The sequence below is a fragment of the Pseudarthrobacter siccitolerans genome, from assembly GCF_030823375.1.
GTDB lineage: Bacteria > Actinomycetota > Actinomycetes > Actinomycetales > Micrococcaceae > Arthrobacter > Arthrobacter siccitolerans_A.
The window spans coordinates 1,810,283-1,822,866 of sequence record NZ_JAUSXB010000001.1; the positions used below are offsets into that span (position 1 = coordinate 1,810,283).

The following is a 12,584-nucleotide window of genomic DNA, read 5'->3' on the forward strand; positions in this document are numbered from 1 at the left end:
ACTAGGCTCCAGGGGTGCTGGCTGCACCGGGAAGAAGGGACGCCGCGGGTTCGCTGTACATGACGCGCACAAGTGCGCCGTCGTCGTCGAACACCAGCGACGTTATGGAGGTCAGGGTGCACTCACGCTTGCGCGGATCGTGCCACAGGGGCTTGCCTTCGGCGCTGAGCCGGGTTGCCCAGATGGGGAGCTGGTGGCTGACCATGATCGCCTCGGGCCCGTCGGTTCCGAAGTCGCCGCCGGCCAGCTCGATGGCGCGGAGGCGCGCCTCCTGGACCGCAGCCATGACCCTTGCGGCCTGCTGCTTGTACGGCTCGCCCCACGATGGCCGCAGGGGATTAACCAGCCGCGGCCAGTGCCTGGGCCGGCGGAGTTCGGCCTTGGTGACCTTCATCCCCTCGAAGTAGTTTTCTGCTTCGATGATCCGCTCGTCCGTGTGGATCTGCAGGTGCAGGGCTTCCGACGTCGGCCGGGCAGTTTCCTGCGCGCGGTCCAGTGGCGAGGCGGCCAGGTAGGTGATGCGGGCACCGCTGGCGGCACGCTGCCGGAAGTGCTCTGCCAGCATGCGCGCCATCTCCTGCCCCAGCCCGGAGAGGTGGAATTCGGGCAGCCTTCCGTACAAAACGCCGTCAGGGTTGTGGACCTCGCCGTGGCGGAGCAGATGGACAGTGGCTTGGGGCATGTTTACCAGTTTCTCAAAGATGGCCTGTGATCCGAAATCTTCTACATCCAGTAGAACTGAAGTTTTTGAAGAAATGTTCCGAAGGCGGGAACAAAACATGCAAATGCATGTTTATACTGGATGCAGCAGTTAGTTGAGGCTTCAACAGATGTAGCTTCAACACCCAGATCAGTCAACAGGCACCACCCTCTAAGGAGCAACATCATGGCACTTCCCGCAGACGTCACCACCGGCACCTGGACCTTGGACAACTCGCACAGCGAGATCGGCTTCACCGTCCGCCACGCAGGCATCAGCAAGGTCCGCGGCCAGTTCAAGGAAGCAGAAGCAACCCTGGAACTCGGCCAGGATGTGGCCGAGTCCAGGATCAACGCCACCATCAACACGGCCAGCTTCGATTCCGGCGACGCCAACCGCGACGGCCACGTCAAGGGTGAGGACTTCTTTGACGTGGAGAAGTTCCCCGAGATCTCCTTCGTCTCCAACGGGCTGGTGGCCAACGGCAACAGCTACGAACTGACCGGCGACCTCACCATCAAGGGCGTCACCCGCCCCGTCACCCTCGAAACCGAGTTCAACGGCGTGGCCGTGGACCCGTTCGGCAACACCCGCGCCGGCGTTTCCGCCGAGACCACCATCAGCCGCAAGGACTTCGGCCTGACCTGGAACGCAGTCCTCGAGGCCGGCGGCGTCCTGGTCAGCGACAAGGTTGCCATCAACCTCGAACTGGCCTTCATCGCTCCCGCAGCCTAGTCAACGATCCTGCCGGGACCCCGGCACCGGTTTCTCCAGCCGGTGCCGGGGTTTCCGTCTTTAAGCCGTATCGCCCTGCCTTCGTACCGCCCTGCGCAGTGAAGCCCGGGTTCGTTGCGCAGGGGCAGTCCCTGCGCAACGAAGCCCGCCGTCAACGCCAATCGCGGACCTGCCGCAAGGGTGGAGGAACCGGCGCACGACTACAGTGAGGGCCATGAGCAACTTTGAGGACGCCAGGCCCCGCACCGGTTTCTCGGGGATATTCTCCGTGGCCAGCCTTCCCGCCGAACTCAAGGTCTCGTTCTGGATCTGGTTCCTCGGCGGCATCCTCGGCCTGCTCGGCGGACTGCTCGGGATGCTCGCCTCACTGACCCTCTTCGCCGCAGCGCCCGGCCCGGCCCTTGGGGTCCTGTTGCTGATGCTGTTGGCCGCCACCGTAGGCACCGCGCAGATCATCTTTGCGTTGAGGATGAAGGAGGGCAAGCAGTGGGCGCGGCTGGCCCTCACGGTCCTGACCGCCGTCACCCTGGTCCTTGCCATGGTGAACCTGGCGATGCGCGTTGGGCAGGGCGGGAATTGGGCAGGCTTCTTATCAGCCTTGCGGCAACAGTCCTGCTGTGGCTTCCCCGGTCACAGGCCTGGTTCGCGGGTGCGCGCGCCGGGAGAGGCAACGGTACGGGCACCAGCTAATCCATGGGACGGGCAAGCCTCTGCAGCAGGCACACCCGCGGAACGGCGGGCGGAATACCTCCTTGGAATGACCCCCAAGCGGCCGGTCCGGGGGTACGGTGGACTTAAGCCATGCTGGGGGTAGGGCGCAGGACCGAAACCCGGCAGCCCACCTGGATCCCGACATGAAGAAGGACAGCTCATGAGTAATCCTCCCGTCCCGCCTCCCGTGCCCAACGACCCCGAGCAGGGCAACCAGCAGCCGCGCTACGGCGAGAACGCTCCCCAATACGGCCAGCAGTCCGGACAGAACGCGCCCCAGTTCGGGCAGAACCCGCCCCAGTACGGCCAGTCCGGCGCACCGCAGTACGGGCAGAACGCTCCCCAGTATGGCCAGAACCCGCCGCAGGCGCCGGCCTATGGACAGCAGCCGTACGGTCAGCAGCCCTACGGCCAGTCCCCGTACGCCCAGTACCCGTCGGAGCAGCCGCAGGCCGCAGGCAGCACGGGCGTGCCGCAGTTGGTCAACATTTCGTTCTGGCTTCTGATCGCCTCCGCCGCGATTTTCGTCATCTCGATGCTCACCGGCCTCACCCAGCTGGATGATCCAGTGTTCCGCCAGACTTTTGAGCAGCAAGTGGAGGGCACGGGAGCCGGCGTGACGTACGAGGACATCAAGGGGGTCATCGCCGGAACGCTGGTGGTGTTCGCCATCATCGGCGTCGGGCTCTACCTGCTGGTGGCATTCTTCGTCCGGAAGGGCAAGAACTGGGCCCGCATCCTGGGCACCGTGTTCGCCGCGCTGTCCGTCTTCGGCCTGTTCGGCATTCCTTCGCTCGCCACCGTCGGCACCCTCCTGGGGATTGCCGCCATCGTCCTGCTGTACCTGCCGGCGTCTGCTCCGTACTTCCGCAAGCAGCAGCCCTTTGCCAACCCGTACGGCGGCGGCCTGGGCAACCCTTACGGCCGGTAGCCACGCACTTCCCACACCTGCGGGCGTGGGTCCCGGAACTGCCGGAGCAATCAGGCAGTCTGTTCCGGGGCCTGCGCCCGTTGTGCGTGGTAGGCAAGAATCTGAAGTTCCGTAGCCATGTCCACCTTGCGGAGGTTAACCCCCTCCGGTACCTGGAGCATCACCGGGGCGAAGCTCAGGATGCTGTGCACACCAGCGGCCACAACCCGGTCGCAGACGCCCTGGGCCACCGCGGCAGGCAGCGCCAGCACCACCATGTTGGCCCCGGTCCGGTGCAGGACGGTTTCCAGGTCCGCAACGTCGCTGACCCGCAGCCAGCCCACTTCGTTGCCCACCACCATCTGGTCGGCATCAAAAATAGCCACGACGTCGAAGCCTCGGGATTCGAACCCGCCGTACCGCGCCAGGGCCTTGCCGAGGTTGCCGGCGCCGACGATTGCTACCTTCCAGTCATGGGTCAGGCCCAGGGCGGCCGCGATGTGCCGGCTCAGATACTGGACTTCGTAGCCCACGCCGCGGGTACCGTAGGAGCCCACATGGGACAGGTCCTTGCGCAGGGTGGCAGAGCTGACGCCGGAGGCTTCGGCGAGGGATTCGGAGGAGACGCGCTCCACTCCTTCGGCCAGCAGGGTGTTCAGGGCGCGCAGGTAGAGCGTCAGCCGGGCCACCGCAGCGGGCGGAATCTGTTTGGCCGGCGTGCCCGTGGTGTCCGGAAGATCCGGGACAGCCTGGGGGGTTGAATCCAGCGAAGCCACCAGCCCCTCCCTCGCATCGCGTTGTGACTCCACTCTAGAGCCCTCCCGCGGAAGCCAACAAAGCAGGGGGAAACAAAGCAGGGAGCACCAAGGCACGCGCCATCACCGGTACTGCTCCCCTACTGTGTCATGGCCCGCTGAAGCACGCGTTCCAGCCGGACCTCGTCGATTTTCCAGAAGTCGCGCTGCACTCCGTCCACCAGCACCACGGGGATCTCCTCGGCGTAGCGCTCCCGCAGGTCCGGCTGGTTGTCCACTGACTCTTCGGTCCACTCAAGGCCCAATGCGGCAGTGACCCGCCCTACGGCGTCGCGCGCTTCCCCGCAAAGGTGGCAGTCAGCTTTGGTGATCAGGACGACGCGGGGTGTGGCCATGGATTAACCGTAGTCCCGTTCCCCAGCGCGCGGCGACGCCGACGCCGTCCAGCCAGTGGATTGACTAGACTCGACTCCATGCCCGAGGAGAAGTACGTCGCCGTAGTCACCAAACCGGTTGCTGCGCCGCAGCCCGGCGAGGCGGCCTTCTTCGACGTGGACAACACCCTCATGCGCGGCGCAAGCCTCTTCCACGTGGCCCGGAAGATGCACCAGCGCGGGGCCTTCACCCTTACCCAGGCGGCCGGCTTCGCCTGGAAGCAGTTCAAGTTCGTGGCCCGCGGCGAAAACATGGACGACGTCCATGCGGTCCGCGACTCCGCCCTCACCCTGGCCGCCGGTATCACCGTGGATGATGTCAAGGCCTTGGGCGAGGAGGTCTACGACGAAATGATCGCGTCCAGGATCTGGCCCGGCGCCAAGGCCCTCGCCGAGCAGCACCTGCGCGTGGGCCGGCGCGTGTGGCTGGTAACGGCCACCCCCATCGAGGTGGCCACCGTCATTTCCACACGGCTGGGACTCACCGGAGCGCTCGGTACCGTGGGGGAAGTCTCGGAGGGCATGTACACCGGACGGCTGGTGGGCGACATCCTGCATGGCTCGGCCAAGGCCGTGGCAGTGCAGGAGATTGCCGATGCTGAGGAACTGGACCTCAAACGGTGCTGGGCCTACAGCGACTCCTACAACGACATCCCTTTGCTCACCCTCGTTGGACACCCGGTGGCCATCAATCCGGACGCCCGCCTCCGGCGCCACGCCCGCGACCATAACTGGCCCGTCTACGACTTCCGCGCAGGCCGCCGCGCAGCCACCCTCGGCCTCAAGGCAGCCACAGTCTGCGGCGCCGTTTACGGGCTCTGGAAAGGCTTCGCCCGGATCCGTGGCCCGCGCATCTAGGCAGCCCGACACAGAAATGCCCGCCACCTCGGAAGGGGGCGGGCATTTCCACGCTGTTCGAAGTATCTCTACTTCTTGTTGCGGCGCTGGTGACGGGTCTTGCGAAGCAACTTGCGGTGCTTCTTCTTGGCCATACGCTTGCGACGCTTCTTAATAACTGAACCCACGAAAGTTCCTTACAAACTAGATGCAGTACCTGTCTGATGGAAAATGTTCGTGGACAGAGCTACGAACTGAACAACTGACAGATTCTTACAATGACGTAAAACGTTCCTTAACAGGGTACCGCCTATCCGGGGCGGCTTCTGACCGCAGGGGCTCCGACCGGCGGAAATAGGGTTTTGCGACGTAACCGGGTCAGGCGGTTTCGGTGTGGCCGTCCACCACAGCGCCCTTGAGGTACTGCTCCACGGCGTTCTCGGGAACCCGGTAGGAACGGCCGAACCGCACCGCGGGCATCTCCCCGGCGTGAACCAGCCGGTAGACAGTCATTTTGGAGACGCGCATGACCTGGGCAACTTCAGCCACGGTCAGGAACTTCGCGTTGGAGAAGTTCTGTTCTGCCGACATTTCCCTATTTCCTTTGCTGACGGATGGACAACAGTGACCCCAGGTACGTGCCAATGCGGTGTTCCGATGCTGAGCCATCCACCAACCACCTAACTAGATACTCTAGATGTTCCTGTGGCAGATGTGAAAGTAGTGCGCTCCCCTATTTCGCCCCCTGGTTCACCCCCGGCGCTTCCGCGCCGAAGCCGCCAGCTGGTTTAGCACCGAGACGGACATGTCCCAATCCATGCAGGCATCGGTAACGCTCTGGCCGTAGACCAGCCCGTCCCGGCCGGCCGCATGCTCGGCAACATCGAGGTTCTGGGCTCCGCCCACGAGGAAACTTTCGAGCATGACACCGGCGATGGCCTGCGCCGAGGCGCCGCCCTCCTCGAGCTGGGCACCGATTTCCAGTGCGACTTCGGCCTGGCGGTGGTGGCTCTTGCCGCTGTTGGCGTGGCTGGCGTCCACGATCAGGCGCGGGTTCAGCTGCTTGCCGGCGAGCCTGGTGGAGGCAGCTTCGACGTCGGCCGCCGAGTAGTTCGGTCCCTTGCGGCCGCCGCGGAGGATGACGTGGGTGTCAGGGTTTCCGGCCGTGGCCACCAGCGCGGCCCGGCCGTCGCCGTCAATGCCAAGGAAGGCCTGGGCTGCTGCCGCGGCACCGCAGGCGTCAATGGCCACCTGAAGGTCGCCGTCGGTCCCGTTCTTGAAGCCGATGGGCATGGACAGGCCCGAGGCGAGCTGCCGGTGGATTTGGCTTTCGGTGGTGCGGGCCCCGATGGCGCCCCAGGAAATCAGGTCCGCCATGTACTGCGGGCTGATGGGCTCAAGGAATTCAGTGGCAGTGGGCAGCCCCAGCGCGGTGACCTGCTGCAGGAAGTGCCGGGCGGTCCGGAGGCCGGTGACCATGTCGTGGCTGCCGTCCAGCCGGGGATCGTTGATCAGGCCCTTCCAGCCCACCGTGGTGCGGGGCTTTTCGAAGTACGTCCGCATCACGATCAGCAGGTCTTCCTTGTGCTTCTCGGCCTGGCTGACCAGCCGGCGGGCGTACTCCAGCCCCGCCTTGGGATCGTGGATGGAGCAGGGCCCCACGATTACCAGCAGGCGGTCGTCCACTCCGTCCATGATCGCGCGGACTTCGTCGCGTCCGCGTTCGACGACGTCTGCCGCCTCGGCTGCCAGCGGCAGTTCCGCGATCAGTTCCTGCGGGGTGGGCAGCGCGGTGAATTCACTGACGCGCAGGTTGGACGTGGACTTTGCCGTACGGGGGTTGCCGCTGGCGGTGGTTGCGGGGGCTGTTGCGGTGCTCATGGTGGGTCCTGTTCCAGATGGGAAGCGGGCCCAGTCAGAACCCGCCGGAGAAACGGCGAAGGGCAGAGAATAATCTCTGCCCTGTTGGCTCTGAAGGAAAGTTGGATGCGTGTCAGTTAGACGCGGGCCCCTCCAGAGCCAACGAAAAATACGCATACCAACGGTTAGTCATGCCATGACCATAACCGCCAATCCGCCGCCGCCGCAAAAGTGTTACGCCGGGTCATGCGAGAGGCTGGCCACCAGTTCCGCATGCTTCTGGTCAGTCAGGCGATACCAGTACATGATGCCGACGGCGGCCAGCACCAAGGCCCCGGGCAGCAGTCCGGCCGCTGCCCGGATGGCGAGGGTGGCTGCATCGGACTGTTCGGCCGTGCCCGAAACATAGCCGCCCCAGGCCAGGGAGAAGGCCACCACCCCGCCGCCGAATCCCATGCCCAGCTTCCGCGTAGCTGCCAGAAGCGCGTAGTTGATGCCCTGGACCCGGACACCGGTTTTCCACTCCCCGTATTCCACGGTGTCGGCAATCAGCGCCCAGGTAAGGATGCTGACTGACGCCGAGGCCAGGAGCCCCAGCACGAGGCCCGCCAGGCCAAGCAGTGGCGCGGTCGCGGGCGCCAGGAAAACCAGCAAGCCGCCCAGCACCCCCAGGCCCCCGCCGGCGCTGTAGACGGCACGTTTGCCCCACCGCGCCACCGGCCGCGGCAGCAGCACGGCCAGGGTGAGGGTGATGACCACCTGGGCGCCGGCCATCACGGGAAACAGGTCCACCCGGGACAGCACGTCACGGAGATAGAAGAACTGGGCGGCACCCGTGGCCGACGTGCCGGTGACGAAAAGTATCGAACTGAGGCACAGGACCACCAGCGGCGAATTAGCCTTCAACGCTGCGATGCTTTGGCTGAGGGTGATCCTGGGGACGGCGCCGGCGACCCGCTCAACGCACACCGTCCCGGTGAAGACATACAGCGCAGAACCAACAACGGCGAACGCCAGGGTCAGCCAGGTGAAAATTTGCTGCATATCCTGGCCGGCACCGAGGAGCGGTGCGATGAAGAAGCCCAGGGTGGCGCCCACTGACAGGCCGCCGATGGTTCTGGCCCCGCCGAGCCGTGCGCGGTCCTTGGCGTCCTGGGTCATGGCTCCCACCAGGCAGCCGTAGGGCACGTTGACCATGCTGTACGTGAGGCAGACCAACCCGTAGGTGCAGTAGGCGTAGAGCAGTTTCAGTGACGGGTCCACGTCCGGAACATGGAACACCGCCACGCTCAGCAGCAGCGGAATGAAGCCGAACATCAGGAACGGCCGGAACTTTCCCCAGCGCCTGGTGTGGACGCGGTCCACAATCCGGCCGGCGGCGATGTCCGTGAAGGCATTGAAGATCCGCGCCACCAGCAACAACGTGCCGGCGGCTGCTGCCCCGATTCCGGCAACGTCCGTGTAGTAGACAAGCAGGAACATGTTCCCGGTACTGATGATCATGCTGTTGGCGGCATCGCCGGCGCCGTAGCCGAAAACGCTGAGCCTGCTGAGTTTCTTCATTGATTCCTTGGTCGCGCCGGCTGGGAAACCGTTTTCTCACAGCCGCAAAAGGAACTTACCCCAAAATCTTGCGAAGAAACAGCAGCTGCCTGATCCAGTGGTGCTCCTGGCCGCCTTCGTGGTTGTTGAACCGGTAAACCTCGATTTCCTTGGCAGCTCCGGTTCCCGATGATTCACCGCTGCAGGAGCCGTAGGCATTGAAGCTGGCGAAGACCGTGGACGGCGGGCAGATGTCATCCATCTGGGCGGCCGAGTACAGTGCAGGCACGGTTGCCCAGCGGGCCAGGTTGACGCCGTCGAAGTAGCGCAGGACTTCCAGGATGGGTTCGTAGCGGTCCCGGTGCCGGGCCAGGAAGGCCGCAATTTCCGGGTACGGCCCGCGCGGAGTGATGTCGATCGCGCGGGGGAAGTCCTGCAGGAAGGGGACGTCCGGCAACGCGGCGATGACGCCGTCGAGCCTTCCTGCCGCCAGCCCGGCAACGGCCACCACGATGCCGCCGCCCTGGCTGACGCCGGCCAGCACCACCCGGGACGCATCCACCTCCGGGTGGGACTGCGCGGCTTCCACGGCACGGAATGCATCCACGTACACGCGCCGATAGTAATAGTCCTCGCGGCTGCCCGCTCCCCTGGTCATCAGGCCGGCATGCGCCACGTCCCCGGCGGAGGGATGCGGATCGGCCGTCTCACCCAGGGTGCCGCCGTAGCCCTGCCCGCGGGTGTCCATAATGAAATGCGCGTAGCCGGCCTGCGCCCACCGCGTCTCCTGGTTGACCAGCCCGCGGCCGCCGGAATACCCCACGTACTGGACCACCGCGGGCAGCGGTGTGCCGGCCTCCCGGTTGGCGGGAAGGTGCAGCCAGCCCTTGATTGGGGCGCCGCCGAAGCCGGAAAACGTCACGTCGAAGGTATCGATCACGGAGAGGTAGTTCTCCACCGGCTCGAAGGAGGCGTCCAATGGGAACGCCTGTGCCTCCCTGATGGAGGTGTCCCAGAATTCGCCGAAGTCCTCCGGCGGGGTCACCGTGGAGGTATAGCCGCGGAGCTGATCAAGCGGGAGGTCGAAAAGGGGCATCGTTGTCCGTCCTTTTGGTCATTGGCGGGTCTCTGGATAGCCCGGCTTGTTCTGGTTTAGCCCACGATGATGACGTCCAAGCGGCGGGGCCCGTGCACTCCCTCGACGCGTTCGAGTTCAATGTCCGAGGTTGCGCTGGGCCCGCTGATCATGGTGAGGGGACGGGTCCCGTCCAGGCGGCGGAGGGCTTCGGGCAGGATGGCGGTGACGTCGCGCAGGTGGACCACGCACACATGGTGGTCGGGGATCAGCGAGATCGCGCGGCGGCCCTGGTCCGGGCTGCCGTCGAGGATGATGGTTCCGGATTCGGCGACCGTCACGGCGCTGGAGGTGACGACGGCGTCAATTGCGTCGAGTTCCGCCACTGACCGAACGCCGTGCGCGCCGCCGTCGTACTTGATGCGCGTGGGATCCGTCTCCCAGGCGAGCCAGCCCGGCTCCAGTCCCGCCGGGACAACATACGTTGCGGCACCGGCCAGCAGCCCTTGGATGGTGGCCGGCACGTCCGCCGCCGCCACCACGGTGACGCCGGCTTTATAGTCCTCGAGCCGGTCCACCAGGATGTGCGTCAGCTCGTCGAAGCCCAGCTCGACGGCGGAACGGTAGCCGCGCGGAACCTCCGGCACCGCCGGGGAATCTTTCACCGCTGTCCGGACGGCGTCCAGGATGTGCGCGCGGGCGCTCATGCGTTCTCCTCGGGTGCGTTAGGTGCCTTGCGTGCGGGTGCCCCGGTTGCCTGGTGTTCCTTGGCCCACCAGTCCCGGAAGGATTGTGACGGCGGTGCCGGGATGTCGCGGCTCTGGGTCCAGCCTGCGGCGATGCCGGGCAGTTTCTTGATCTTCTTGTCCCGGCCGGCGGCGAGGCGGCCAAGTGGGAGGAGCTTCTCGACGGCGCCGAGCCGGCGTCCGTCGGAGAGCGCCCAGGACGCTGCCTTCAGTCCGAGGTCCATCTGCGTGGGCAGGCCGCCGCGGTGGGCGTCCACGTCCTTGCCGCGCAGGTGCACCAGGATGTCCGGGATGTTGATTTTGACCGGGCAGGCGTCGTAGCAGGCCCCGCACAACGAGGATGCGTAGGGCAGTGAGCCGTTTTCCTCGGCCTGGATTCCCGTCATGAGCGGCGAAAGGATAGCACCGATGGGCCCGGGATAGGTGGAACCATAGGCGTGGCCGCCGGTGCGTTCGTAGACCGGGCAGACGTTGATGCAGGCGCTGCAGCGGATGCAGTGCAGGGCTGAACGGCCCATCTCGTCGGCGAGGGCGTTGGTGCGTCCGTTGTCCAGCAGGATGACGTGGAACTTCGAGGGTCCGTCGCCTTCGGTGACGCCCGTCCACAGTGAGGTGTAGGGATTCATCCGCTCGCCGGTGGAGGAGCGCGGCAGCAACTGCAGGAAGACTTCGAGGTCGGAGAACGTGGGCAGGAGCTTCTCGATGCCCATCACGGTGATCAAGGTCTCCGGCAGGGTCAGGCACATGCGGCCGTTACCCTCGGATTCCACCACCGCGAGTGCTCCGGAATCGGCGATGCCGAAGTTCGCCCCCGAAATGGCGACCTTCGCGGAGAGGAATTTGGCGCGCAGGTGGGAGCGTGCTGCCATGGCGAGCTTGCGCGGCTCGTCGGTCAGTTCCGGGTCGACGCCGGGCATCTCCTTGAGGAAGATGTCCCGGACTTCCGTGCGGTTCTTATGGATGGCCGGGACCAGGATATGGCTGGGCTTGTCGTGGCCGAGTTGGACGATGAGCTCGGCCAAATCGGTCTCGAAGGCGGCAATGCCGTGCTCTTCCAGGTATTCGTTCATGCCGATTTCCTGGGTGGCCATAGATTTGACCTTGACCACCTCGTCCACGCCTTCGGCTTTGACGAGGTCGTGGATGATGCGGTTGGCCTCGTCAGCGTCGCGTGCCCAGTGCACCACGCCGCCGCGGGCGGTGACGTTGGCTTCGAACGATTCCAGGAGTTCGGGAAGGCGGGCCATGACGGCGGTCTTCAGGGCACTGCCGGCGTCGCGCAGTTCTTCCCAGTCCGGCAGCTCGCCCGTGACGTTGAGTCGCTTGCCGCGGATGGTGGAGGTGGCGTGCTTCAGGTTCTTCCGCAGCTGCGTATTGCCGAGCTCGCGGCGGGCAGCGGAGGGAAACTTCTCTTCGGCGAACAGGTTGCCGGAGCCGGGCCGCAGCCCCGGCATTCCAAGCTGGGTGCGGGACATTACTTGACCACCACTTTCACCGTTTGTCCGGCCGGGCCCTGGACGCGGGCCGGTTCCTGTGCCGTGCTGGCCAGAATCTCCGCAAGGTGCAGGGTGGCTACGGCGTCGCCCTGCCGCGAGAGGCCGCCGCCGATGTGCATCAGGCAGGAGTAGTCCCCGCCGGCACACACGGAGGCACCCGTGCTGCGGATGTTCGCCGTCTTGTCCGCCAGCATCGCCGAGGAAACATCGGCGTTCTTGACGGAGAACGTGCCGCCGAAGCCGCAGCACTGGTCGGCCTCCGGCAGGTCCACCAGCTCCAGGCCCTTCACGCCGCGCAGCAGGCCGGCCTGCCGGTCCCCCAGCTTGAGCAGGCGCATGCCGTGGCATGAGGGGTGGTAGGTCACGGTGTGCGGGAAGTAGGAGCCGAGCTGCGCCGCGGGGTTGGTGACGCCCAAAACGTCCACCAGGAGTTCGGACAGCTCGTACGTTTTCTTCCCAACGGCCACCGCCCGCTCTTCGAGGCCGGCGTCCCCCGCATGCCGGGCCACCATAGGGTGCTGGTGCTTCACCGACGCCACGCAGGAGCCCGAAGGCGCCACGGCGACGTCGTAGTCCTCGGATTCGAAGGCGCGCACGTGGTTGGCCACCACCGGCACGGCTTCCTTCAAGTAGCCGCTGTTCACGTGCATCTGCCCGCAACAGGCCTGCCCGCCGGGGAAGACCACCTCGTGGCCAAGCCGTTCCAGGACCTCCACCGTGGCCTGGGCCGCGCGGGGGTACATGCCATCCACGATGCAGGTGGCAAAAAGTGCGATTTTCATT

General features: G+C 65.5%; 15 protein-coding genes. 4 read left to right on the forward strand and 11 right to left on the reverse strand.

All coding sequences use genetic code 11. The annotated features are described in order from the left end of the window. Position 1: 1 nt before the first annotated feature. On the reverse strand, positions 2–682 hold the full coding sequence (locus QFZ36_RS08475) for a histidine phosphatase family protein (protein WP_306635513.1): 681 nt from the start codon (positions 680–682) through the stop codon (positions 2–4). Positions 683–886: 204 nt separating this feature from the next. Between QFZ36_RS08475 and QFZ36_RS08480 the strand changes: the two genes are divergently transcribed. The 3 genes from QFZ36_RS08480 (at position 887) to QFZ36_RS08490 (ending at position 3,077) form a co-directional block, all read left to right on the forward strand. After that, positions 887–1,435, forward strand: coding sequence for a YceI family protein (locus QFZ36_RS08480; RefSeq protein ID WP_306635514.1), 549 nt, complete (start codon positions 887–889; stop codon positions 1,433–1,435). A gap of 214 nt (positions 1,436–1,649) precedes the next feature. Further along, the gene (locus tag QFZ36_RS08485) at positions 1,650–2,249 is read left to right on the forward strand and encodes a hypothetical protein (protein ID WP_306635515.1); all 600 of its coding nucleotides are present in this window, start codon (positions 1,650–1,652) and stop codon (positions 2,247–2,249) included. 57 nt (positions 2,250–2,306) lie between these two features. Further along, on the forward strand, positions 2,307–3,077 hold the full coding sequence (locus QFZ36_RS08490) for a hypothetical protein (protein WP_306635517.1): 771 nt from the start codon (positions 2,307–2,309) through the stop codon (positions 3,075–3,077). Positions 3,078–3,127: 50 nt separating this feature from the next. On the opposite strand, the gene QFZ36_RS08495 is transcribed toward QFZ36_RS08490, so the two are convergent. Continuing rightward, the gene (locus QFZ36_RS08495) at positions 3,128–3,832 is read right to left on the reverse strand and encodes a redox-sensing transcriptional repressor Rex (protein ID WP_306635521.1); all 705 of its coding nucleotides are present in this window, start codon (positions 3,830–3,832) and stop codon (positions 3,128–3,130) included. A 119-nt stretch (positions 3,833–3,951) separates the two neighbouring features. After that, positions 3,952–4,206 (reverse strand): glutaredoxin family protein, encoded by a 255-nt coding sequence (locus QFZ36_RS08500; RefSeq protein ID WP_306635523.1) that lies wholly within the window; start codon positions 4,204–4,206, stop codon positions 3,952–3,954. A 78-nt stretch (positions 4,207–4,284) separates the two neighbouring features. Here QFZ36_RS08500 and QFZ36_RS08505 point away from each other — a divergent pair, with 78 nt between their 5' ends. Continuing rightward, positions 4,285–5,103 (forward strand): HAD family hydrolase, encoded by an 819-nt coding sequence (locus QFZ36_RS08505; RefSeq protein ID WP_306635525.1) that lies wholly within the window; start codon positions 4,285–4,287, stop codon positions 5,101–5,103. A gap of 68 nt (positions 5,104–5,171) precedes the next feature. Here QFZ36_RS08505 and QFZ36_RS08510 read toward each other — a convergent pair whose 3' ends face one another. The 8 genes from QFZ36_RS08510 to QFZ36_RS08545 all read right to left on the reverse strand — a co-directional run bounded on the left by QFZ36_RS08510 (position 5,172) and on the right by QFZ36_RS08545 (position 12,583). Continuing rightward, entirely contained in the window at positions 5,172–5,270 is a 99-nt protein-coding gene (locus QFZ36_RS08510; RefSeq protein ID WP_003792170.1) for a 30S ribosomal protein bS22, read from the reverse strand. 190 nt (positions 5,271–5,460) lie between these two features. Beyond that, entirely contained in the window at positions 5,461–5,673 is a 213-nt protein-coding gene (locus tag QFZ36_RS08515; protein ID WP_050053879.1) for a helix-turn-helix domain-containing protein, read from the reverse strand. Between the two features lie 159 nt (positions 5,674–5,832). Beyond that, positions 5,833–6,963 (reverse strand): 3-deoxy-7-phosphoheptulonate synthase, encoded by a 1,131-nt coding sequence (locus QFZ36_RS08520; RefSeq protein ID WP_306635527.1) that lies wholly within the window; start codon positions 6,961–6,963, stop codon positions 5,833–5,835. Positions 6,964–7,176: 213 nt separating this feature from the next. Then, positions 7,177–8,505: a glycoside-pentoside-hexuronide (GPH):cation symporter gene (locus QFZ36_RS08525; RefSeq protein ID WP_306635528.1), complete on the reverse strand. Its 1,329-nt coding sequence runs from the start codon at positions 8,503–8,505 to the stop codon at positions 7,177–7,179. 55 nt (positions 8,506–8,560) lie between these two features. Then, positions 8,561–9,580, reverse strand: coding sequence for an acetylxylan esterase (locus tag QFZ36_RS08530; protein WP_306635529.1), 1,020 nt, complete (start codon positions 9,578–9,580; stop codon positions 8,561–8,563). 56 nt (positions 9,581–9,636) lie between these two features. Beyond that, positions 9,637–10,266 (reverse strand): LutC/YkgG family protein, encoded by a 630-nt coding sequence (locus QFZ36_RS08535; RefSeq protein ID WP_306635531.1) that lies wholly within the window; start codon positions 10,264–10,266, stop codon positions 9,637–9,639. Then, positions 10,263–11,780, reverse strand: coding sequence for a LutB/LldF family L-lactate oxidation iron-sulfur protein (locus tag QFZ36_RS08540; RefSeq protein WP_306635532.1), 1,518 nt, complete (start codon positions 11,778–11,780; stop codon positions 10,263–10,265). The genes QFZ36_RS08535 and QFZ36_RS08540 overlap by 4 nt, the downstream gene beginning before the upstream one ends. After that, positions 11,780–12,583, reverse strand: a complete 804-nt coding sequence (locus QFZ36_RS08545; protein WP_306635533.1) for a (Fe-S)-binding protein — start codon at positions 12,581–12,583, stop codon at positions 11,780–11,782. The genes QFZ36_RS08540 and QFZ36_RS08545 overlap by 1 nt, the downstream gene beginning before the upstream one ends. Position 12,584 lies beyond the last annotated feature (1 nt).

Excerpts from the sequence above, each read along its gene's own strand:
- QFZ36_RS08515 (WP_050053879.1), bottom strand. The coding sequence starts at position 5,673 with ATGTCGGCAGAACAGAACTTCTCCAACGCGAAGTTCCTGACCGTGGCT.
- QFZ36_RS08490 (WP_306635517.1), top strand. The coding sequence starts at position 2,307 with ATGAGTAATCCTCCCGTCCCGCCTCCCGTGCCCAACGACCCCGAGCAG.
- QFZ36_RS08480 (WP_306635514.1), top strand. The coding sequence starts at position 887 with ATGGCACTTCCCGCAGACGTCACCACCGGCACCTGGACCTTGGACAAC.
- QFZ36_RS08545 (WP_306635533.1), bottom strand. The coding sequence starts at position 12,583 with ATGAAAATCGCACTTTTTGCCACCTGCATCGTGGATGGCATGTACCCC.
- QFZ36_RS08505 (WP_306635525.1), top strand. The coding sequence starts at position 4,285 with ATGCCCGAGGAGAAGTACGTCGCCGTAGTCACCAAACCGGTTGCTGCG.
- QFZ36_RS08540 (WP_306635532.1), bottom strand. The coding sequence starts at position 11,780 with ATGTCCCGCACCCAGCTTGGAATGCCGGGGCTGCGGCCCGGCTCCGGC.
- QFZ36_RS08485 (WP_306635515.1), top strand. The coding sequence starts at position 1,650 with ATGAGCAACTTTGAGGACGCCAGGCCCCGCACCGGTTTCTCGGGGATA.
- QFZ36_RS08475 (WP_306635513.1), bottom strand. The coding sequence starts at position 682 with ATGCCCCAAGCCACTGTCCATCTGCTCCGCCACGGCGAGGTCCACAAC.
- QFZ36_RS08535 (WP_306635531.1), bottom strand. The coding sequence starts at position 10,266 with ATGAGCGCCCGCGCGCACATCCTGGACGCCGTCCGGACAGCGGTGAAA.
- QFZ36_RS08520 (WP_306635527.1), bottom strand. The coding sequence starts at position 6,963 with ATGAGCACCGCAACAGCCCCCGCAACCACCGCCAGCGGCAACCCCCGT.
- QFZ36_RS08525 (WP_306635528.1), bottom strand. The coding sequence starts at position 8,505 with ATGAAGAAACTCAGCAGGCTCAGCGTTTTCGGCTACGGCGCCGGCGAT.
- QFZ36_RS08500 (WP_306635523.1), bottom strand. The coding sequence starts at position 4,206 with ATGGCCACACCCCGCGTCGTCCTGATCACCAAAGCTGACTGCCACCTT.
- QFZ36_RS08530 (WP_306635529.1), bottom strand. The coding sequence starts at position 9,580 with ATGCCCCTTTTCGACCTCCCGCTTGATCAGCTCCGCGGCTATACCTCC.